This window comes from Vibrio sp. 1078-1, from assembly GCF_033340475.1.
The window spans coordinates 31,739-54,111 of record NZ_JAWOWM010000020.1 but is presented as its reverse complement, the minus strand read 5'-3'; the positions used below and the strand labels follow the sequence as shown (position 1 = coordinate 54,111).

Sequence of the window (22,373 nt, the reverse complement as noted above, 5' to 3'; positions counted from 1 at the left end):
GGTTGAAAGCACCGGTCTTGAAAACCGGCATACGTTAATAGCGTATCTAGGGTTCAAATCCCTATCTCTCCGCCACTATTAAGAAGCCTCGCTAGAAATAGCGAGGCTTTTTTCATTTCCGTACATCTTTATTACTCTATCTGTGCTTGCCAAAAATCAATTCCATATGCGATCTACTTTTCGACAAAGTAATATTGGTATCGGTATCGGTATTGGTTGTGATGTTTTGATTTTTGCTAAGAAGTGCAGTTGCCTCTAAAGCTGTTCATCCTCATCACTGCATGCTGTCCCGATAAGGTTGTTGGAGATGCTTTGTTAAGGTGTTGAACCATCTATTGCCTTATCGTTCTCTTAAAGCACTACCATTGCTTCTCTAGCCCCTTTTACTGGATAGACCGAACAAATAAGCATACTCAAATAGCCACTGTTTCACTGATGTATCTTTTTGTTTTGCTCAGTCTAGCGATGCGTGTGCTCTATTGCCTAAATCTAGCTACGTCTTAAAACCATACATCAACAGGCTAAAGTTACGTATTCCTGTATCTTTTAAAATTGTTTTGGATTCTGCTGGAATGACAGGATCAGAGTAGTCAAAAGAGAAGAGTGAAAGTGAAACGATAGTGAGTTGCTAGGAAGTTGGAAATTACTTGGGAACCAATGAATTTGATAAACATATTGATGTAAGGACTAAAGGGTTAATAGCAGGCAATAAAAAAGCCGACAGGTAAGCTGTCGGCTTAGTTAGGTCATCTTAAGTTAGTCATTCTGGACGAGCGTGAGAGCTTTACGAGAGACTTCGTGAGCAGCTTTGGTTAGATTTTGCTTCTCTAGTGTGTCTGCTAGGAATGCATAGTCAGAGACGTCAGAGCGAAGCTTTAAGGCGATCTCAAAGTGATCCTGGGCTTCTTGCCACTTCTCTTGACGGAAATAGAAGTGTGCTAATGCGCTATGGGCAGCGGCGTTATCCGGTTCTTTCTTCACTACTCCCTCTAAGAAGACCACGACAGGGTGGGTATCTGGCAGATTTAGATCTGGCAGTAGTTGATAAAGCTCTGGGGCAGGTTGTTTTTTTAATGCTTCTTTTAGCAGGGTAAAGGCTTCTGCATCAGCTTTTCGTGTGATGAGTTCTCGAGCAAAACAGGCAACGAGGTGTGTGTCTTGTTTCACTTTACGTGAGAGACTATTCCAATGAGAGATAAGCCCTTCGCTACCTTGTTGTTGCGCTACTTCATGGAGTAAGCCGCACTGCGCCTTTTGAATCAGCTCTGCATGTTCTTCTTCCGTGATGAGTTTTGCTTTGGTTAGTTGTGGCAAGAGGTCAATAAGAGGTTGCCACAACTTTAGCTGCATGTACGTTGTTTTCAGCAAGTTCAATACAATAGAGTTACTCGCATACTGACTTTTTAACGATTGCAAGGTATCGAAAGCGGACTCGAACTCGTTGTCGCGGATAAATTGTTTCGCTCGAGTCAGTTCTACTGCGAGATGGGCGTTCTCTTGTTGGCTCGCTAGCTCTAGATAGTGATCTCGTTTTGCTTTATCACCTTGGCCTTGTGCGGCTTCAGACGCAACCAAGTAGCAAAGCAGCGGCATATCGTGATGATTTGCCCAGCGAGTTACTTTCTTCTCAGCACCTTTCCAGTCACCTTCTAGCAGTTTAATAATGCCTTCATTGGTGTATCGGCGGGAATGGCGCATTTTGCGAACACTGAAGTAGTTCCATGTTGTAGAACTAGCATAAACTAACTTCTTAATCAGGTACTCAAGCAGAAAAAGACCTGCGAGTGCAGCGATAACGAAAACCACTAATGTCGTTACGCTCATCTCGATCGTTTTCTCGGCAATGGAGATGAGTACATAGCCTTGCTGACCAGAAAACTGGGTGCCAACAAATAGTCCTGCGCCTAGTACAACAAATAGGAAAATAAGACGAAACATTACTTATCCTCCATGCCTGTCATCGTTGTGACTTCACGACGTAGGCGTTCACGGATGACATCTGATAGTTGAGACTGACTTTGCAGTTTTGTTGGGTATTCCACTTGAATATTTTGCTGACTTAGCAGGTTAACCGTTTTGTTGAACTCTTTAACGGAATTATCGTCTTGGTTGAAGAAAGCTAATGCCCATTTGTCGGCTGTTTTTAGAGATGTGGTGTAAATTTCACCTTGTTCTTGGTACACCGCTTTTATTGCCGTTTCCAATTTGGCTTTGATGTTTTCTTTCAGGTAAAAGTGTTGCTCAGGAGAAAGCAGTGGAATGACGTTACCATCGCGCGTGCGGAAGGTAATGAAGTTTTCCGAAAAGTCCTTCAAAGAGGTCATTAAGTTATCTTGCCAGTTTGCGATATCTTCAGACACTTCAGTGTTTTCTACGGCTTCAGCTTCAGGTAGCAGTGCATTGGCGAGAGGGAGCTTGTCTACTTGCTGTTGCAGGGCAGTTAAGCGTAATACCAATCCATCACGGTCAATTAGCGGGATAGTGCGAAGTTTGGTGATATCGTTTGCCATTGCTTTACGTAGTTTGACGAGACTAGGGTCATTCAGCGCTGCAATGCGTTGGTCTGCACTTTCCATCAGTTGAGTCGCGCTTTCTACATCGTGCTCTAAGAACAATTTACGGCCGGCTAATTTGACGAGGTAATCGGCTTCCGCCAATAGCCAGTCGTTTGGTCGACGACCTTTCACATCGGCAACGGCGAGCTGTAAGCTTTCAATGCTCTTCTGTTGCTGTCCAAGTACCACTTCCGCTTTGTGTGTCACGGTTGTTGCTTTCTCGATGGTTTCTTCTTGTACCCGGCTGAGCTCTTGCTTCATGGAAGCTTGAGTGCTTTCTAGCTGACTTTTTAGTTGGGCGATCTGCGCTTGGTAATCGGCTTGCTGTTGATGCAGCTTGTACGCGAGGCCACCGCCAAAAATAATCGATAAGATGATAGCGACCGTGCCTAGTTTGACACCGCGTTTACCTTGTTTTTCTTCAAACTCGACTTTGGTTGGCTCTGCTGTTTTTGGGGGCTCGGCCGCTTGTGGTTGCTCTTTTTTAAGGTCCGCATCCTGCTGCGATGTGGTTTTTTCGACTAGCGGTGCCGATGAGGTTTCTTCGGAAAGGTTTTTATCGTTATTTTTTTGGTCGTTATTTTTACTTGTCATGCCTATATCCTGTGTAGCTAGGGCTGGAGAGCCGCCAGTAATTCTTGGTTGGATGCGCTTCCCGTGCATCTCACGCGAGTGAACCCCCTTTGAATTGCGATGTCAGCGATACGCTGACTGGGGATATACAACTCTTGTTGATTAAGCCAAGTCAATTGCTCCGAGGTCAATTGGCTGCACAAATAATCCAGTTGTTCACCACTGGTGACAATAATCTGGTTAATTTGTAGGTTTTTCCATAGTGAGATACAGCTTACTGGATCGAATGGGATGAATTCTCTCTTGTAAGTCTCACTATAGTGAACTTTTGCGCCACGCCTCACCAATGCATCTTTGATCAGCTCTCTTCCGCCGTTACCACGAAGGATAAGAACTTGTTGTTGTGCCACATTGTTGAGCTCTGGCAGTCGCAATAAATGTTCACTATCACTGACTTGGGGATAGTGTACTTTCTGTTGGGTACATTTGCTTAAATAGTGTGCTGTTTTTTGACCAACGGCAAGGTAAATGGCTTGTTTCGGCCATGATGTCTCGTTGCTGGCTATGATTTGCTGTGCACATTGCACGGCATGTCGACTAACAGCGATAACAATTTGAGCTTGATGCAGGTGTTTAGAGAGGTGCGTGTCCGTGAGATCGGCGACAATGTCGATCAGAGGATGGTGATATGCGGAAATGCCGTGCCTTTCGAGCAGAGAGCAAAGCGCGCTGCCTTGCTCTCCCGGCCGAGTGACCAACACTGCCATGATTATTCGTGATCTGCGTACAGCTTAGTTAGGATTTCACGAGCGCCGTTATCTAACAGCTCATTGGCTAGCTGCACTCCTAATCCTTCGCCGTCTTTACGATGGCCACGAATTTCACCACGCACAATTTCGCTGCCATCTGGTTCGCCAACTAATGCGCGTAGCCAAATGTTGTCGCCGTCTAGCAGGGCATAGCTGCCGATTGGTACCTGACAGCCGCCTTCTAGGGTCAGATTCATTGCGCGCTCACACAAAACGCGGTCTACGGTGTCTTGGTGGTTAAGTGGCTCAAGCAGCTTAAGCAGTCTTTCATCGTCAAGGCGGCACTCAATACCGACAGCACCTTGGCCTACCGCTGGTAGTGATTGCTCTGGTTCGATAAAGCTACGAATGCGTTCTTCAAGCTTCAATCGTTTGAGGCCAGCCGCAGCAAGAATGATTGCATCATACTCACCCGCATCTAACTTACCAAGGCGAGTGCCCACATTACCGCGAAGCTCTTTGATGATGATGTCCGGACGATATTCTTTCAGTTGGCATTGACGGCGCAAACTGCAAGTACCAACCACGGCACCTTGAGGGAGCTCATCAATGTGGCTATAGGTATTAGAGATGAAGGCATCACGAGGATCTTCACGCTCACAAATGGTCACGAGGCCAAGGCCTTCTGGGAAATCGACGGGTACGTCTTTCATTGAGTGAACGGCGAGGTCTGCGCGTCCTTCTAGCATCGCGACTTCAAGCTCTTTTACGAACAAGCCTTTGCCGCCAACTTTTGCTAGTGGTGTATCTAAAATCACGTCACCTTTGGTCACCATGGTTACTAACTCGACTTCCAAGCCAGGGTGAGCGGCTTGAAGGGCGTCTTTAACAAAGTAAGCTTGCCATAAAGCAAGAGGGCTTTTTCGAGTTGCAATGCGAATCGGTGTGGATTGTGTCATGATCTTCTCAATGCTGTTTGGATTTGGGTTTATCCTACCATTCTCATCAAGAAATGCTTACTGTTAGTTCGTTATCTCTGAAGGCTATGAATGGAATTACATGACGTTATGAAAATAGTGTGACTGGATTCTCAATTAGACTAAGGACTATTATTAGTAATAGGTAATAAGAGCGACACTACCGCGCGATTAATTTTGTGACTAAAGTATGGTTTTGTATCCAGAGTGATACGCGGGCGTGAAGCTTTACCCGCACCAATAAAAGTGTTAAATTGATCACGTTTTTAAGCCATTTTGGTTTAAAACGTCAGCAGATTTTCGTGATTGTTCAACCAAGGAATTCCCCTTGCAGGCTTACACCCAAAAAATCATCCAGCGACTAGATAATTTGAATCAGCAGCGAGTTGATCGCGCGCTGGCGCTTATGGATTCGCAAAGCCAGCAAGTCTTCCATTTGATTCCTGCCTTGTTGAACTACAACCATCCTGTAATTCCTGGCTATTATGATGCCGATGTCCCTTTTGGTGTGCATGGGCTTGAACTAAATAGCATTCAGCAACAATTCATAGATGATATTCAACTTGCCATTGGTCAGCCGCTCAAGACGGTAGAAAAGCCCGCTATATTGGGTTTGTACACCATGGGCAGTACCTCCTCGATTGGTCAAAGTACTTCCAGTGATTTGGATATTTGGGTGTGTATCTCACCAGAGATGGATTGTGACGAACGCGAGTTATTGACCAATAAATGCTTACTCATCACGGATTGGGCACAAAGCAAAGGCGTGGAAGCGAACTTTTTCTTAATGGATAAAGAGCGCTTTAGAAGCAATCATTCTGAGGAGATGACAGGTGATAACTGTGGTTCATCTCAGCACTTACTTTTGCTAGATGAATTCTATCGTAGTGCGGTGCGTATTGCCGGACAGCGTTTGTTATGGCAAATCGTGCCGCCAGAAATGGAAGAGTGTTACGACGAGTACGTTTCTCAACTGTGCAGTGATGGTTACATCGACTGTAGTGAATGGATCGACTTTGGTAAATTGAACTGCATTCCTGCTGAAGAATACTTCGGCTCGAACTTGTGGCAGTTATACAAAAGCATCGACTCTCCCTACAAATCGGTATTAAAAGCCATCTTGCTAGAAGCTTACTCGTGGGAATACCCGCATACTCAATTGTTAAGCATCGACACTAAACGTCGTTTCTTTGCCCATGAGCCTGATCTCTATGGCATGGATGCGTACTACTTAATGTTGGAAAAAGTAACCCGTTACTTAGAGCGAATTCAAGACGATACACGTTTGGATTTAGTGCGTCGCTGTTTCTATCTCAAAACCCATGAAAAATTATCTCGTGAGCCGAATGTTGGCTCAGTAGCTTGGCGTCGTGAAGCGCTGAGCGATATGATTGCAAAATGGAATTGGGATGCCAGTGTCGTTGCAGAGCTCGATGACCGCCGTAATTGGAAGGTTGAACAAGTAAAGGTGGTACATCATGCATTGCTGGATGCGTTGATGCAAAGCTACCGTAACTTGATTCAATTTGCGCGTCGTAACGACATCACTTCTGCTATCAGTCCGCAAGACATCAGTATTTTGGCCCGTAAACTTTACGCAGCTTTTGAAGTATTGCCGGGCAAAGTAACGTTACTAAACCCACAGATTTCACCTGATCTGCACGAGCCTGACTTGAGCTTTATCGAAGTGAAAAAAGGGGGAGTGAACAAGTCTGGTTGGTACCTCTATAAACAACCACTTATTGCGCACCGCATTTTGGGGCAACCATATCTAGAGCATCATGAATACTTGAGTAAGTTGGTTGCTTGGGCATTCTTCAATGGCTTGATTACTGAATCGACTCGTTTACATGCCGTGGTACGTGAAGCGCAGCTAGATATTGATAAGTTTTACCAAATGGTGAGTGACTTACGAAATACTTTTGCGTTGCGTAAGCGTCGTCCATCTATGCAGGCGCTAGCGAGTCCTTGTGAAATAAGCCAGCTTGCGATGTTCATCAACTTTGAAAATGATCCGACGTCTGAACTTTCTGGTCGTTCGTTGAAAGTGGATGTTAAGAACACCGATATTTTTAGCTTTGGTCCAGAACATAAAAATTTAGTCGGCAGTGTTGACCTTGTTTACCGTAATTCTTGGCATGAAGTGCGTACGCTGCATTTCAAAGGGGAAACGGCGATGCTGGATGCACTGAAAACCATTTTGGGCAAAATGCACCAAGATGCGTTGCCACCAGAATCAGTGGATGTGTTCTGCTATGCGAAGAACATGCGTGGTGTGATGCGTAATATGGTTTACCAGCTTTTAGCTGAATGTATCGACTTACGCTTGAAACCAGTAGAGCAAGAGAAACGTCGCCGCTTTAAAGCGATGCGTCTTGGTAACCAGACTTATGGGTTGTTCTTTGAACGTCGTGGTGTGTCGGTGCAGAAGCTAGAAAATTCCATCGATTTCTACCGCAGCATTTCCACTAACAAACTCAAAGGCTCGCCGCTGTTAATGCTCGATCGTGAGCAAGAATATCAAATGCCGGAAGCGGTGGATGGGTTTGCCAGTGAAGGTCTGGTGCAGTTCTTCTTTGAAGATAACGAAGATGGCTTCAATATTTATGTGTTGGATGAGTCAAATCAAGTAGAAGTGTATCACCAATTTAGTGGCTCCAAAGATGAAATGATTTCGTCTGTAAACAGTTTCTACACGTCGGTAAAAGACGATAGTCGCGTCGCGTCGAAGTTTATTAATTTTAACCTGCCTCAGTACTATCAAATTATTCACCCTGAAGAGGGGAATGCGTATATCATTCCTTACCGTAATGACGGTTGTTCACCGAGTCGCCCGACCAAAACTGTGAACGCGTAATTAAACCCGTATCAATAAACAAAAAGAGCACTTCGGTGCTCTTTTTGTTTTGGTGACGATTGACCAGAATTATGCCCAATCAATGGCTTCGCCTGCGTGCTTTTCACACTCTTTCTTCACCATTTCAAATAGCTCCATACCCGTTTTTGAGCAGGTCCATTTACCTTCAATAAGCTTGAAGTGGAAACCACCAGATTTGGACGCTAGCCAGATCTCATGCATCGGCTCTTGGCGATTAATGATGATTTGGCTTCGGTCTTCAAATTCCAATGTCATTACGTTGCCAGTGACTTCGTAATCAATGTCTGCGCCTGAATCATCGATGGATTCTTCGATGATTTGCATCTGCGCATCCACCAGTTGATGAAATTCAGTATCGTTCATCCGTCTATCCTATTGCTTTTCCTGAGTGTGGTGCGATTATAGGGGGCATTGATTCAATAATCACGATATGCGAAATGAAAAAATTAGTTACTGTGTTGTTTGTGATGGTTGCCGCGACCTTAGCGGGGTGTGGTCAGTCTGGCTCACTATACATTCCAGATGACACTCAACAGAATGAGCAATCACAATAAATAACCGCACCTTAGGGTGAAATTAGGGTTCAGCAGTCGAATAAAATAAGGGAAGCGAATTTTGGATTACTTCAACTATCAGGATGATGGCCAGCTTTGGGCCGAAGACGTCCCACTTCAAGCTCTTGCAGAGCAATATGGCACTCCTCTTTATGTATATTCTCGAGCCACGCTAGAGCGCCATTGGAAGGCGTTTGATAGTGCTGTGGGTCAGCATCCTCACCTGGTTTGCTACGCGGTGAAAGCCAACTCAAACTTAGGCGTATTGAACACGCTAGCGCGTTTGGGATCGGGTTTTGACATCGTGTCGGGTGGTGAACTTGAGCGTGTGATTGCCGCAGGCGGTGATCCGAAGAAAGTCGTCTTCTCTGGTGTTGGGAAAACACCGGCAGAGATGAAGCGCGCTCTTGAGCTAGGTATCAAATGTTTCAACGTTGAATCTGAGCCAGAGCTAGAACGTTTGAACAAGGTTGCGGGTGAGCTTGGTGTGATTGCGCCAATTTCTCTGCGTATCAATCCAGATGTCGACGCGAAAACACACCCTTACATTTCGACTGGTCTTCGCGACAATAAATTCGGCATTGCGTTTGATCGTGCGCCAGATGTTTATAAATTCGCGCAAAGCCTGCCGAACTTGAATGTGCAAGGTATCGACTGCCACATTGGTTCTCAGCTGACCAATATAGACCCATTTATCGACGCGACAGACCGTTTATTAGCCCTGATTGATGATTTAAAAGCGCAAGGCATTAACATTCGTCACCTTGACGTCGGCGGTGGTTTGGGTGTGGTCTATCGTGATGAATTACCACCTCAGCCTTCTGATTACGCCAAAGCGTTACTAGGCCGTCTTGAAAATCACCAAGACTTGGAGCTGATCTTTGAGCCAGGCCGTGCAATTGCTGCGAACGCAGGTATATTGCTAACGCGTGTTGAGTTTTTAAAACATACTGAGCATAAAAACTTTGCGATTATCGACGCTGCAATGAACGACTTGATGCGTCCTGCGCTATACCAAGCATGGCAAGATATTGTGCCAGTTTCACCGCGAAAGGGTGAAGCTCAGACTTACGACTTGGTTGGTCCTATTTGTGAAACCGGCGACTTCTTGGGTAAAGATCGCGCACTCGTTTTGCAAGAAGGTGATCTACTCGCGGTTCGTTCAGCAGGTGCCTATGGTTTTGTGATGTCTTCGAACTACAATACTCGTACCCGAGCGGCAGAAGTGATGGTGGACGGTAAACAAAGCCACTTAGTTCGCCAGCGTGAGGAGCTGACCAGTTTGTGGCAGCTGGAACAGATTCTACCGGAGTAACACACAACAAATGCATTTCCACTTTTCCAAAATGCACGGTTTGGGCAACGACTTCATGGTCGTCGACTGTATTACCCAGAACGTGTTTTTCTCGCAAGACCTGATCCGCCGCTTGGCGGATCGTCATACTGGCGTTGGTTTTGACCAATTGCTTGTGGTAGAGGCCCCTTACGACCCTGAAACCGACTTCCATTATCGGATTTTTAATGCCGATGGTAGTGAAGTTGAACAGTGTGGTAACGGTGCACGCTGTTTTGCCCGCTTTGTTCGCTTGAAGGGGCTGACCAATAAATACAGCATCAGCGTGAGCACCAAGAAAGGAAAGATGATTCTCAACATCGAAGATGATGGGGAAGTGACGGTCAACATGGGCGTGCCAGAGTTTGAACCGAACAAAATTCCTTTCAAAGCGAAGCAAAAAGAGAAAACTTACATCATGCGAGCAGGCGACAATACCTTGTTTTGTGGTGCTGTGAGCATGGGTAACCCGCACGTAGTGACCGTGGTCGACGATGTGGATACGGCAGAAGTGGAAACTCTCGGTCCGCTGCTTGAGTCGCATGAGCGTTTCCCAGAGCGCGTCAACGCTGGCTTTATGCAGGTGATGAGTCGTGACCATATTCGTCTTCGAGTTTATGAGCGAGGCGCAGGAGAGACACAAGCTTGTGGTAGTGGTGCATGCGCGGCAGTCGCGGTTGGGATTCTGCAGGGCTTGTTGGATGAAAACGTTAAGGTTTCTCTACCTGGTGGTGAATTGCGAATTGCATGGCAAGGTCCTGGCAAGCCGTTGTTTATGACCGGACCTACAACGCATGTATTTGATGGTCAATTATCTTGCTAGTTGAAGAAAAAGGAAACGGTTTGTCTCAAGTAGAAGCAGATGCCTTAACGGCTGAAGTAGTGGCCGAGTACCTCAAAGATCATCCAGACTTTTTTGTGCAACGTCCGGAGCTTGTGGATCGTTTATCTTTCCCACACTCAGACTTAGGCGCGGTATCTTTGGTGCACATCCAAATGAATCGTCAACGTCAGCGCATTGAAGAGTTAGAGGAAGAGATCACTACACTAATATCGCTTGCGGCGAACAATGATCGCACCTTTTACGAATTTATGGATTTGCAGGGGCAGATTCTAAAGTGTGGTGACTTTAAACAAGTCATTCATTCTATCGAAGATAAAGCCAAAGCATTGGGCTTACGTGCGTTTGTTCGATTGTTTAGTCAATGCGACGCATCGATTCAATTGAGTAAGGAAAGTTATCAACGCTTTGCGACCACTCACTTAAATGGCAAAGATGCGTACTTAGGACGTCTTCGCAAAGTGGATCGTGAAGCTTTGTTTGGCAACATGGAAGTGCCGGAAATGGGTTCCTATGTGGTACTGCCGCTCGTGAAACAGCAAACACTGGGCGTGCTTGCTTTTTCTAGTGAAGATGGCGGCCATTTTCAGCCAGATATGGATACCTTGTTTTTGCGTCACCTATCATTAGTAGTGGCACATCTCGCTCAAACACTGGTATGGCAAAGTTACGATGACGACAACTCCCAACAATCCTCTGCCAAATAGTCTGCAAAAGCCTCTTGAGCGCTTCTATGAATTCTTACGAAGCGAAAAGGGGCTTAGCCTACATACTCAGCGCAATTACAAACAGCAGCTAGAAACTATGGCGCAGCACTTAGCTGAAATGGGGCTCAAAGATTGGTCTCAAGTGGATGCTGGTTGGGTGCGCCAATTAGCAGGTAAGGGCATGCGAGAAGGCATGAAAGCCAGCAGTTTGGCAACGCGACTCTCATCACTGCGTAGCTTTTTCGATTTCCTTATTCTGCGTGGCGAGATGTCTGCTAACCCAGCCAAAGGGGTTTCAGCACCTCGCAAAAAACGCCCGTTGCCCAAAAACCTCGATGTTGACGAAGTGAGCCAATTACTTGAAGTCAACGAGGACGATCCGCTGGCTGTGCGCGATCGCGCCATGATGGAGCTGATGTACGGTGCCGGCTTACGTTTGGCTGAGTTGGTGGGTGTGGATGTACGTGATGTACAACTGCGTAGTGGTGAGCTTCGTGTTATTGGTAAAGGCGATAAAGAACGTAAAGTGCCGTTCTCTGGGATGGCAACCGAGTGGGTCGGGAAGTGGTTACGCGTTCGTGGTGATTTAGCCGCTCCAGGTGAGCCCGCCTTGTTTGTATCTAAGCTCGGAACGCGTATTTCGCATCGTAGCGTGCAAAAGCGCATGGCTGAATGGGGGCAGAAACAGTCTGTCGCAAGCCATATTAGTCCGCATAAACTGCGTCACTCATTTGCGACACATATGCTCGAATCAAGCAATAACTTACGTGCGGTACAGGAGCTTTTAGGGCACGAGAACATTTCGACGACCCAAATCTACACGCACTTGGATTTCCAACATTTGGCGCAAGCCTACGACCAAGCCCACCCACGCGCACGTAAAAAGAACGGGGAGTGAGCCGAAGTATGAAATTTTATCGCCGTATCGAGCCTATTAAGGCAATGACCTTTGACCTAGATGATACCCTCTATGACAACTATCCTGTGATCGTTCGCATGGAGCGTGAGTTGCTATCTTGGCTCAAGCACCATCATCCAGCGGTTGCTCATATGAACAAAGCGGATTGGTTTGCTCTCAAACAGCGTGTTGTGCAGCAACAACCCGAGCTGAAGAGCGATGTCACTTTATGGCGTTTAGTGCAACTTCAGCAAGCCTTCTCCCAAGTAGGCTACGACGAAGACGCAGCACATGCCGCTGCGAAAGCCGCAGTAGACGTTGCGTTGGACTGGCGTAACCGTTTTGAAGTGCCGCAGCAAAGCCTCGATGTACTGGAGGAACTCGCGCAGCACATCCCGTTGGTGGCAATCACCAACGGTAATGTGGATTTAGACCGCATCGGTCTTACGCCTTATTTCCAACAGGTACTTAAAGCAGGACCAGATGGATTGGCGAAACCCGCAACCGATATGTTTACTAAAGCGAAGCGATTCTTGGATATCCCTGCGGAGAATATTCTGCATGTCGGTGATCACCTAACCACGGATGTGCATGGTGCAAAGTTGGCTGGTTTTGCAGCCTGTTGGTTTAATGATATGAATAAAAATGTCATTAACCATTCAAAAACACGTACTTTACCTGATATTGAAATCAATAGTTTGCAGCCGTTACTCACACTTTTTTAATTGCTTTCGCATTAATCCATTCTAATCTCATTTTGTGTCTAGAAAAGCAGCGCAAAGCCACGTAAATTATTCTCTATTAAATAAAAATAGTAACGCCACACGTCGTGGTGAAGATAGTGTTACGGCAGTGGTAGGTCCATGCGAGCTTTTTCAAAACTGGTTCACGATGTCAGTCAACTGAATGACTTTTTAGTCACTTTTCCGACTTCCTCAGATAAACAATATTTAGTACAAATATTGTCGACGCAATCGCGCGAATTTACGACCACACTTGCAGACGCCGTTTTGTCGTCGCTGCCGAATGCTCATGTTATGGGGCATAGTACGCGTAATGTAATTCTGGAAGGGGAGATATTTACCTCTGGTTGCCTAGTGAGTGTGATTGAATTTGAGCAAACCACGCTGACTTCTGCGGTACAAACATACTCTTACTCCCCTGACATTGATGGCGGGGAGCTCAAGCGCTCTCTTCTAATGCAGCATAATTCACAGGTGATCCTCAGCTTTGCTGTGCAAATTGAACGACGTGACTATCCCTTGTTTCAAACCTTCGCCAGTGAAGAAGTAGTGATTTCTGGAGGGTTGGCGCAGAGTATTGACGATGGCTGCTGGGTGCTATATCAAAACCGAGTTTACGATAACGCTGTGGTTGCCGTAGCTTTGCACAGTGATACTTTGAAGCTATGGACTGATGCGTATTCGGAGTGGAACCCGATTGGCATGCCACACAAAGTCACTCATGCAAAAGGAACGCGCTTGTATTGTTTAGGTGAGAAGAAAGCGCTGGACGTATACAAGCGTTACTTGGCGGATGGCCATGACGTGACGCTGAGTCAACTGCTCAGCTTTCCTTTGTATCGAGAAAGCTTAGGGCGAAAGGAAGTTTGTACGGTAACGGAGCTACACGCTGATGGCAGTATGAGCTTCGACAGGCCCTGGTGTCTTGGTGACGAAGTGCAATTTTGCTATAACCATCCCTCGTTAACGCTCGAGCAAGTGCGGCATGGTGTGGTTGAGTTAGCCATGCACCAACCTGAAGTCGTTATGATTTTTAACTGCGCGTCACGGTTAGACTTTATTGACAGCAGCGACGAAGTCCAAGCCTTCAAAGATATTGCGACGACGTTTGGTAGTTACTGTATGGGGGAACTGCATGGTGGTATTGGTCAGCCCGAAATTCTTCATCACAGCCTGACGTATTTAGCGATGCGAGAGGGAGACGAAGTGCAAACATTGAACTTGCCTAAGTCGCCCGTTAGCTCCTCTATTTCACCGTTGTTTAGCTTGATTCGAAATGCGATCGGCGATCTCAACCATATGAACGCGCATATGGGATATCAACTCGATCGCCAAACGCGCAAGTTACAAGAAAGCTATCGACGCGACAGTCGTACGGGGTTACAAAACCGGGTCGCATTGCAAGAGCGGCTGAGTAACATCGATTTGGATGAGCATTTGTTGACTCTAAAGCTACTTAACTTTAGTCATATCAACGAAAAATACGGCTACCGAGTGGGAGATCAATTACTCAAAGATCTCTCAATGCACTTTACGAATCGACTACGAAAGCGTTTCGGCATGCCAACGGCTTTGCAGCTTTATAGTATTGGGGTTGGTGAGTGGGCGTTCATATTTAAAGCTGATCAAAGCAGCGAGACCATCAAACAGCACTTTACGCGTTTTGCTGACGCGGTAGAACAAACTAATTTTGAGCCAATTGGCCTACGTGAAATAGATTATCTTTCTATCTCGCTATGCGGCGGCTTAGTGAGTCGTCGAGACTTTCCATCCGCTTCAGTAGATGAGCTCTTACTCAAAGGCATCGAAGCGAGGCGCTCCGGTGTACGCAGTAATACCCATATCTGTAATGCGAAAGATATTGAAGTCAGTGAGGATGTGCGTAAAGAGCAACTTGGATGGCTAAGTTGCGTCAGTAGAGCCATTCTTAAACAGAATATCATCACTTATAGCCAACCTATTGTGCATGCGGGTAGCCACAAACTGGCAAGCCAAGAATGTTTGGTTCGTATTCTGGAAGCCGATGGAACGGTGATTGCGCCAGGGCGTTTTCTGCCAATTATCTCTGATACGCATCTTTACACTCGACTAAGTCGGCACATGATTCATTCTACGTTGCATTATATGCGAGATAAGCAAGGTGACTTTTCTATAAACTTATCGCCGCAAGATTTGCTCAGTGATAAAACTTTAATGCTTTTAGAGCATGAAATTAGCCAGCTAAATGACCCAAGGCGAATTGGTTTAGAAGTGCTGGAATCTGAGCAGATCAAAGACTACGGCCGAATGATAGAAGTGTGCAGTCATTTTAGAAGCTTAGGGGCGCGTATCATTGTTGATGACTTTGGGTCCGGTTATTCGAATATCGATGAAATCCTAAAGTTGGAGCCAGAAGTCATAAAGCTCGATGGCAGCTTGATTCGTGATATTGATAAAGACTTAAAACAGCGCAAGATCGCTTCCCAGTTGGTGCGTTTGTGCCAGGTGTTTAACGCGGAGACGGTGGCGGAGTTCGTCCACAATCAGGAGGTGTGTACCATTGCACAAGACATGGGGGTGGATTATTTGCAGGGTTACTATCTTGGCGAGCCGACTCGACTGTTTTAATGATGTTTCACGTGAAACTTCTTGTCGTAAAAACGCAGCGTAGGCTGCGTTTTTTGTTTGGTTCTTCTACTGAGCTTAATGGTTAACGCTTAAGAGCGTGTCCACTCTTTTCAGCTTGGAACAGAGCGAGGTAATGGGCAAAAAAGCGCTGCATTTGTTGTTGGTTGTTTTGTTCTCCAAGTTGCCCGAGCAAATGTGCAGCGACTTCAAACGTACACAAATTACCTTGTTGTTGGTTGCGTCGCAGCTGATATTGTGAGTCCGCCGACGCAGACAATCCCATAGTAGGGATACCTTCTAACCAACGGCTCTTATTGATCATCTTGCGCGCCTCTTGCCAGGTGGCATCCAAAATAATAAACAGCGGAGTTTTGGTTTGTTGCTGGCTTTGGAGTACCACATGTTCGAGTGTGATACTTTCTTCACAGGGGAAGAGCAACACCGGATACCGCGACGGATCAGCTAATAGAGTGAGCAATTCTGCTGGTGGCTGTTTGCGATCCCAGATTACTCGCTCAATGTTGAGTTGGCACTGCTCTAGTAGCTGGCCGGTATTAGTATCACGCTTCAGTTCATTCGGATGCATTAACAGCAGGATGTTGTGCTCACTGTTAAGTTTCGGCATTAGCGAGCACATACAATTGAATTGAAAACCGCAGGTTGGACACGGTTGTGACATTACAGACGAACTCCTTCTCGCACCGGGCTTATCCCATCAGAGAACAGACGCACGCCACTGACTTGGTTCGGCGTTGCCGTTGGCGCCATGCTTGGGTTGAGTGGGTAGCTAACCCCAGTGTATTGCATCACATGTTGAGCCGCTTTAGCTCCGCCACCGCTGACATTAAAAATCAGATCTCGCCAACCATGAGAGGTTTGTTGGCCGAGCATAATCGGGCTTTGCACTAGTGTAATGCGGCTATTAAAGCGCCATTCCTTTTCGTGATGTTCAAATATTAGCAATGTACAGCCACCGGAACCACACCAATCCAACTGTACCAATAGCTCTTCGTTACCATCGCTGTTGAGGTCGTAAGTTAGCCAACGGTATTGGTTATTGTTGGGGTTGGTTTGATGGATAAAGAAGTAGTTGCGCACCGCGGCATCTACTTTTGAATCAAACTCTGCACTAGAAGGTACGTCAGCACTACCGATGGGGTTGTTGGTGCGTTTTTCGGCTGGTTGCATGATGCCTTCATCACGAACGGTGGCAGGATAAAGGACTAAACCACCATCGGCGATTGGGTATACCAAGTTACCGACTTTTTCTTTGGTCGCTTTGAGCTGATTGCCTTCTCGAGTAAACAGTCGCTCTAACATTAGCCTTTGCTGTTGATGATGCGTCATGACAACTTGAACCTGAGACGGACTTAACTGTTGCCAGTAACCACGCTCGATTAATGGTGCTTGTCCATTGGCGTAACGGTATTTTGTTGTGGCGCTGTGGTCTGGGTTTAAGGTCATTTGTACTTCAAAGCCTTGTGATTGGGTTGAGGTCGCGACATAGGTATTAGCCCAGCCAAGCGTTGCATCGACGTTTGCAGCCATACCACAACCTTGATACGTCTCGCCATCATGTTTTAGTGTTGCTTTCCAGCCATATAAAGAATCGCTCATTGTGTCTGAGCAGAGGTTTTCTGTTAAGCGAAGCTCACCACCTTGCAGTTGATAAGTGCGCTGGCGAGGTTGAAGCTGACTGCTGTTAATCGCTAATTTTGTGGTTTGTTTGCCGATTTTCTGGAATGTTAGTCCATTAGCCTCAAAGCTTGCCGACCAAGAAGGCTCATTACCAAACACGCGAGTTGGTTTGTTTGGTTGCTGACAACGGTTTGGGTTTTCCGTTGTGAGGAAGTTCACTTGTTCCACTACAAAGTTAGCATCGAAATCAGCAGAAAACCCATCGATGCCCGGTGGGTTGAGGTGGCCGATAACCTCGCCATACATAGTCTGGTAAGGCTCGTTATTTAACTGAATTGCTCGTTGCATTTGCTGTGGTGATAGTTGCAACCAATATTGCTTGTCGCTGCCACAAGGCATGATGTATTGGCTCTCGTGACCGACGATCACTTTTCCGCGTAGCATAAAAGTTTGAGGTTGAATGGTTTCAGGCTTATCTAAGGTTGCTGGTGGAGAGGTTGGGTCAGCAGCACCAGATTGTGGCGGCTGTGAACTACATGCTTGCAGAACCAGCAGGGTGGCAAGCGCCACTGGGTTTTTCAAAGCCTTCATGTTATATCTTCCTCATTATTGTTACTCAATCGGCATCGGATGGCATTATGGCATATTGGTTATTTAAAACTGAACCAGATACCTTTTCTATTGACACGCTTCGAACTCAAAAGGTTTCATGTTGGGAGGGAGTTCGTAATTATCAGGCGCGCAATATGATGCGTGACCAAGTGAAGGTGGGCGATTTAGTCCTGATTTACCACTCTTCTTGTAAACATGTTGGCGTGGCAGGTATTGCTAAAGTTGTGAGAGAAGCCTATCCCGATCATTTCCAATTCGATCCCGAAAGCGATTATTACGATCCAAAGTCAGACCCAGACAACCCGCGTTGGATTATGGTGGATGTAGAGTTTGTACGTAAAACGGCGCGAGTGATTCCGTTGTCGGTGATGAAAGCGATGCCAGAACTTGAGAACATGCCGTTGGTGAAACGTGGAAATCGCTTGTCGATTATGCCCGTGATAGAAGAAGAATGGGACGCGATTCTTGGCAAAGAGAAGCTGCCAAGTCAGCGATAAAAGAAAAGGGCTGCGAATGTGCAGCCCTTCATAATTTGGAGTATTGAAGCTTACAGCAAGTGTTCTTGTAGGTAGTGTACAACCGCATCTTCTGCATTGCTGCCAATTACTTCATTATTTGGTAGAGCTTTCATCACTTTTTCGTGTGATGTACCCATAACTAGCCCTTTACCTGCCATCGACAGCATTTCTACGTCATTCATGCCATCACCAAATGCTACGCAGTTTTCTAACGTGAGGTCGAGTTTTTTCGCTACCGCTTCAAGAGCATGACCTTTAGACACGCCAGCGCTCATTACTTCCAAACACCAAGGCGTTGAAAATGCGATGTTCAGCTTATCACCAAACTGCTCACGTAGTTTGTTTTCAAATACGACCAAACGTTCGTGGTCTTCTCCAGGATGCGTGAAGAAAACTTTCGCAATACCGTCAGTTGGGGCTTGGTCTTCATCAAATAAGACGTAAGTGAATTCATCGTGGAAGTCACGTAACGTTTCATCATCCTTGTTCATCAACCAGCTATCATTTTGATACATGTGAATAAGTATTTCTTGATCATGTTTGATCGTGTCGATCACGCCTTGTACCAGTTCCGCAGGGACATTCTCGCTGTACATTAGCTGATCTTCCTGGTCATGCACTCGGGCACCATTCGACGTGATCATATAAGCTGGAATGCCAACTTGGCGACGGATGCTCGCAACGTCTACGTGGTGACGGCCGGTTGCAAAGACAAAGGTATAACCCTTTTCATGCAGCGCTTTTAGCGTCTCTTTTGAGTAAGCACTGAGCTGATGGTTAGGTGCGAGTAACGTGCCATCCAGATCAGAGGCAACGATTTTGGTGATCTCTTTGCAAGGTAGCGATGTGCTCATGAAGTCCTCGTAAACGGTTTGGATAGTGTGGAACAGGTGAATTGCAAACGGAGTACAGCAGACTGACTAGATCGTACTGCTCCGAATGCGGGGGAACTTGGGCTCATAGCACTATGCGGTTAAACACAGTGTCAAAGTAGCCAAGTTCAAGCAGTGTACGCCAAAATGAGGATGAAAAAGAGGGTAAATCGATGTGTAGACATTTCCTCTTTAATCTTAGTCGTGAAATGGTCGCCTAGAGTTCTTATTGTGCTTGTTCGTTTGATGGCGATTTAGGGTCATTCATAAAGCGGAAAATCGCATCGAGCGCTTGATTACGATACTTGTCGGTTTCGAACAAGATTTCATGCTGTGCGCCTTCGATAGAAAGCAGCTCCGCGTGCGGGTTGGTTTTCCGCAATTTATCAATAAAACGCTTTTGCGCGAGGTTGCTAACAATCCGATCGTTTCCGGCTTGGATTAGGATTACTGGTATTTTGACTTGGCGAGTTAATAAAAAGCACTGCTTAGCGGCCATGAGCCCTTGCCAAACCCAGCGAGTGCTTGGCCCACCGACTTGCAGTTCCGGTTTTTCCGTATATAGGTTTCGGAACCATTGGTAGCGGCCGTAACTTTGGCTAAGTGGGTTATCTTCAAAGGGCTTAGGGAAGTAGGCCTGATGTCCTGGTGCATAGCGTGGCAAAGTCGATACCGCTGACATAATTTGTGTGACCGGAATCGCTATTGGTGATAGGTACCATGGCAGGTTAATGCCAAACATGGGCGCACTTAGAATCAAACCAGTAAAAGGGTGTTCTGGGTGAGTTTGCAGGTAACGTGTGGCGATCGCGCCGCCCATAGAGTGCGCGATGATGAAGCATTGTTGATATTCGCTAAGGTCGTGTTTTTTTACGACGATGTCCATATCATCAATATAATCAGTAAAGTCATAGACGTGACCCATATCTGAGTCAGATAATAAACGATCTGATAAACCTTGTCCGCGGTGGTCAAAGGAATAGACATCGAAACCTTGGCGGTAGAGATCGTAAAACAGCTCTTGGTATTTCCAGGAAGACTCAATGCGTCCATTTACGATGAGCACGGCTTTTTTATGCTCTGGGTTGGTTAGCTTGCACCAGTAAATGTTCTTTTTCTCAGTCCCTTTAACAAAGCCCTCTTGGCGAGTTTGCCAAAGTGCTGCGATCGGACCACCAATTGCTTGCTCAAATAATGTCTCTTGAGTATAAGTCAAAGGTGAATGGTTAGTCGCCATTAGTTGATTACCTGAAGATACGTTGTTTACGCGATGTATCATCGAAGAATTAGTGAGGAAATGCAATGGATACCCATGTCTGGTTAGCTTATGTAGTAACAGCAATCGTTTTTAGTTTGGCTCCGGGCTCTGGCACGGTGAACTCAATCAGTAATGGTTTGAGTTACGGTACCCGTAAATCACTGGGTGCCATTATTGGCTTACAAATTGGTTTAGTTATCCACATCGCGCTGGTGGGGGCGGGTATTGGTGCGCTTGTCGCGCAGTCAGCAACCGCATTTTCTGTCATTAAATGGGTTGGTGCCGCTTATCTGGTTTGGTTGGGGATTCAGAAATGGCGCGATACATCAAGCTTAGTCGCAGCTGAAAACCACAACGAGATGTCAGGCACGGCGCTGTTGTACAAGGCTGTGTTAATTAACCTCACCAACCCTAAATCGATTGTTTTTCTGGTGGCGTTGTTCCCGCAGTTTATTGACCCGGCAAAAGACCAAATCACGCAACTGTTGGTGCTTGGCGTCACTACGGTCGTGATTGATGCGTGTGTAATGTTGGGTTACACGAGCTTGGCAGCACAAATGGGACGCTTTATTCGCTCCGATAAAATCATGGGAAAAATAAACAAAGTATTCGGTTCAATGTTCATGGGTTGTGGTGCATTATTAGCAGCTGCAAAGTCATAAGCCATTTATAGGTCCTTCTTTAGCATGAATACAACGTATGTCGCTCGCCAGCCGATCTTTAACCGAAAAAGACAGACGCTGGGTTATGAATTGTTGTTTCGAGACGGGGAGAGTAACGCATACCCTTCACATATTGATTCAAATCGAGCGACATACCGACTGATCGTCGAAAACTTCCTATCACTGGGTACTAACCCAGTGATTGCCTCTTCAAGATGCTTTATTAACTTTCCTCATCAAAGTTTGGTGCGACGTTTGCCGCGCAGTTTGCCGAAAAACAAAATTGTCATCGAAGTGTTGGAAACGTGCCAACCTACGGATGAGCTTCTTGATGCGATTCGTGAGTTTTATCGAGAAGGTTACTTGATCGCTTTGGATGACTTCACCCTAACACCAGAATGGCGCCGTTTTTTGCCATATGTGCATATTGTGAAGCTCGACATTATGGCGATGGGGCTCGAAAAGGCCTGTGAACTTGTCACAACACACCTTGCCAAACGCGTCAAATACCACTTTTTAGCAGAACGTGTTGAAACCGCAGAAGAGTTTGAGCAAGCGAAAGCGGCTGGCTTTAAATTTTTCCAAGGTTATTTTTTTAGCAAGCCACTCGTCTCGCAGACTAAATACGTCAGTCCTGAGCAAGTGTTGGCATTGCAACTGTTTCGTGAAGTTTGTGCTCCTGAGCCTGACTTTACTCGTATCGAGTCCATCATTACGCAAGATGTCGCGTTGTCATATAAATTATTGCGTTTTGTAAATACGCAAGCGCCGAATTTGGCTGTCGAAATCAGCTCTTTTCGTCAGGCATTGATTTATCTTGGCCAGGATAACCTTAAGCAGTTTGTCTCTTTGGTTGTGGCATCGTATATCTCCAGTAACAAGCCTCGAGAGCTGTATCACCTTTCATTGCAACGAGCTCAATTTTGCCAATTGATGTCGCGCTATCAGCCCTTCTCTCACCTCAACGAACAAGGTTTTATGGTTGGTTTGCTGTCGATTCTAGATGCGCTGTTGGATCTTTCGGTGGAATCTTTAGTTAGGCAGTTACCGCTTAGTCATTCAGTACAACAAGCGCTATTACATCGCAAAGGGGTTTATGGTGCACTTATTTCCCTCGAAGAGTGCTACGAGCGTGCCGATTGGTCAGGGGTTGAAAAAATCACGATGCAATTGGGGTTGCCTTTAGAGGAAGTGAAGCTCTCCTTAGGTGAAGCGGTTCGCTGGAGTCAAAGCATCGCGACTGCATAATTTCGTGTCTTATCTTTTATCTCTTTGAATCTCTCTCTTTACAATCAAGCTGTTCGTTAGATGTGAAACTTTTATGACGATGGACGGTTTCCTCTTGACGATATATCTTAATTAAATAAACATATACGCATATCCATATATAGGTATGTT

The 22,373-nt window shown here is 46.0% G+C and carries 20 protein-coding genes; 11 read left to right on the top strand and 9 right to left on the bottom strand.

Features of this window, described 5'->3' with window-relative positions; genetic code table 11:
- Positions 1-756: 756 nt before the first annotated feature.
- The 4 genes from R7190_RS23025 to hemC are packed head-to-tail and all read right to left on the bottom strand — an operon-like array spanning position 757 to position 4,836.
- Positions 757-1,938 (bottom strand): heme biosynthesis protein HemY, encoded by a 1,182-nt coding sequence (locus R7190_RS23025; RefSeq protein WP_053350814.1) that lies wholly within the window; start codon positions 1,936-1,938, stop codon positions 757-759.
- Positions 1,938-3,149, bottom strand: coding sequence for a uroporphyrinogen-III C-methyltransferase (locus tag R7190_RS23020; RefSeq protein ID WP_005378751.1), 1,212 nt, complete (start codon positions 3,147-3,149; stop codon positions 1,938-1,940). The genes R7190_RS23025 and R7190_RS23020 overlap by 1 nt, the downstream gene beginning before the upstream one ends.
- Before the next feature lie 17 nt (positions 3,150-3,166).
- Positions 3,167-3,895: a uroporphyrinogen-III synthase gene (locus tag R7190_RS23015; protein WP_186584590.1), complete on the bottom strand. Its 729-nt coding sequence runs from the start codon at positions 3,893-3,895 to the stop codon at positions 3,167-3,169.
- A gap of 2 nt (positions 3,896-3,897) precedes the next feature.
- The gene (hemC, locus tag R7190_RS23010; protein WP_186584591.1) at positions 3,898-4,836 is read right to left on the bottom strand and encodes a hydroxymethylbilane synthase; all 939 of its coding nucleotides are present in this window, start codon (positions 4,834-4,836) and stop codon (positions 3,898-3,900) included.
- Between the two features lie 346 nt (positions 4,837-5,182).
- Here hemC and R7190_RS23005 point away from each other — a divergent pair, with 346 nt between their 5' ends.
- Positions 5,183-7,711: a class I adenylate cyclase gene (locus R7190_RS23005; RefSeq protein ID WP_053350817.1), complete on the top strand. Its 2,529-nt coding sequence runs from the start codon at positions 5,183-5,185 to the stop codon at positions 7,709-7,711.
- Positions 7,712-7,780: 69 nt separating this feature from the next.
- Here the strand turns inward: R7190_RS23005 and cyaY are convergent, their stop codons facing one another.
- Positions 7,781-8,095 (bottom strand): iron donor protein CyaY, encoded by a 315-nt coding sequence (gene cyaY / locus R7190_RS23000; protein ID WP_005378747.1) that lies wholly within the window; start codon positions 8,093-8,095, stop codon positions 7,781-7,783.
- A gap of 74 nt (positions 8,096-8,169) precedes the next feature.
- Between cyaY and lptM the strand changes: the two genes are divergently transcribed.
- The 7 genes from lptM (at position 8,170) to R7190_RS22965 (ending at position 15,415) form a co-directional block, all read left to right on the top strand.
- Positions 8,170-8,286, top strand: a complete 117-nt coding sequence (gene lptM / locus R7190_RS31375; RefSeq protein ID WP_005378746.1) for an LPS translocon maturation chaperone LptM — start codon at positions 8,170-8,172, stop codon at positions 8,284-8,286.
- A 61-nt stretch (positions 8,287-8,347) separates the two neighbouring features.
- The gene (lysA, locus tag R7190_RS22990; protein WP_005378745.1) at positions 8,348-9,601 is read left to right on the top strand and encodes a diaminopimelate decarboxylase; all 1,254 of its coding nucleotides are present in this window, start codon (positions 8,348-8,350) and stop codon (positions 9,599-9,601) included.
- Between the two features lie 10 nt (positions 9,602-9,611).
- Complete coding sequence (gene dapF / locus R7190_RS22985) at positions 9,612-10,442, top strand: diaminopimelate epimerase (RefSeq protein WP_005378744.1); 831 nt, start codon at positions 9,612-9,614, stop codon at positions 10,440-10,442.
- Positions 10,436-11,167 (top strand): DUF484 family protein, encoded by a 732-nt coding sequence (locus R7190_RS22980; RefSeq protein WP_186584592.1) that lies wholly within the window; start codon positions 10,436-10,438, stop codon positions 11,165-11,167. Before dapF ends, R7190_RS22980 begins: the two co-directional genes overlap by 7 nt.
- Positions 11,133-12,065, top strand: coding sequence for a tyrosine recombinase XerC (gene xerC, locus R7190_RS22975; protein ID WP_132937319.1), 933 nt, complete (start codon positions 11,133-11,135; stop codon positions 12,063-12,065). Before R7190_RS22980 ends, xerC begins: the two co-directional genes overlap by 35 nt.
- Positions 12,066-12,073: 8 nt before the next feature.
- Positions 12,074-12,790, top strand: coding sequence for a 5-amino-6-(5-phospho-D-ribitylamino)uracil phosphatase YigB (gene yigB, locus R7190_RS22970; protein ID WP_053350826.1), 717 nt, complete (start codon positions 12,074-12,076; stop codon positions 12,788-12,790).
- Positions 12,791-12,928: 138 nt separating this feature from the next.
- Complete coding sequence (locus R7190_RS22965; RefSeq protein WP_186584593.1) at positions 12,929-15,415, top strand: EAL domain-containing protein; 2,487 nt, start codon at positions 12,929-12,931, stop codon at positions 15,413-15,415.
- 82 nt (positions 15,416-15,497) lie between these two features.
- On the opposite strand, the gene R7190_RS22960 is transcribed toward R7190_RS22965, so the two are convergent.
- The gene (locus tag R7190_RS22960; protein WP_033907272.1) at positions 15,498-16,094 is read right to left on the bottom strand and encodes a tRNA-uridine aminocarboxypropyltransferase; all 597 of its coding nucleotides are present in this window, start codon (positions 16,092-16,094) and stop codon (positions 15,498-15,500) included.
- Positions 16,094-17,644: a COG3650 family protein gene (locus R7190_RS22955; RefSeq protein ID WP_132937318.1), complete on the bottom strand. Its 1,551-nt coding sequence runs from the start codon at positions 17,642-17,644 to the stop codon at positions 16,094-16,096. Before R7190_RS22955 ends, R7190_RS22960 begins: the two co-directional genes overlap by 1 nt.
- A 47-nt stretch (positions 17,645-17,691) precedes the next feature.
- Between R7190_RS22955 and R7190_RS22950 the strand changes: the two genes are divergently transcribed.
- Positions 17,692-18,162: an EVE domain-containing protein gene (locus R7190_RS22950; RefSeq protein ID WP_132937317.1), complete on the top strand. Its 471-nt coding sequence runs from the start codon at positions 17,692-17,694 to the stop codon at positions 18,160-18,162.
- A gap of 50 nt (positions 18,163-18,212) precedes the next feature.
- Here R7190_RS22950 and R7190_RS22945 read toward each other — a convergent pair whose 3' ends face one another.
- Together R7190_RS22945 and R7190_RS22940 are read right to left on the bottom strand one after the other, a co-directional pair.
- Positions 18,213-19,037, bottom strand: a complete 825-nt coding sequence (locus R7190_RS22945) for a Cof-type HAD-IIB family hydrolase (protein WP_318137614.1) — start codon at positions 19,035-19,037, stop codon at positions 18,213-18,215.
- Positions 19,038-19,281: 244 nt separating this feature from the next.
- Positions 19,282-20,292: an alpha/beta fold hydrolase gene (locus R7190_RS22940; RefSeq protein ID WP_005378733.1), complete on the bottom strand. Its 1,011-nt coding sequence runs from the start codon at positions 20,290-20,292 to the stop codon at positions 19,282-19,284.
- A 65-nt stretch (positions 20,293-20,357) separates the two neighbouring features.
- Between R7190_RS22940 and rhtB the strand changes: the two genes are divergently transcribed.
- Together rhtB and R7190_RS22930 are read left to right on the top strand one after the other, a co-directional pair.
- Positions 20,358-20,975, top strand: a complete 618-nt coding sequence (gene rhtB / locus R7190_RS22935; protein WP_005378732.1) for a homoserine/homoserine lactone efflux protein — start codon at positions 20,358-20,360, stop codon at positions 20,973-20,975.
- A gap of 24 nt (positions 20,976-20,999) precedes the next feature.
- Complete coding sequence (locus R7190_RS22930; RefSeq protein ID WP_017636082.1) at positions 21,000-22,223, top strand: EAL and HDOD domain-containing protein; 1,224 nt, start codon at positions 21,000-21,002, stop codon at positions 22,221-22,223.
- Positions 22,224-22,373: the final 150 nt, after the last annotated feature.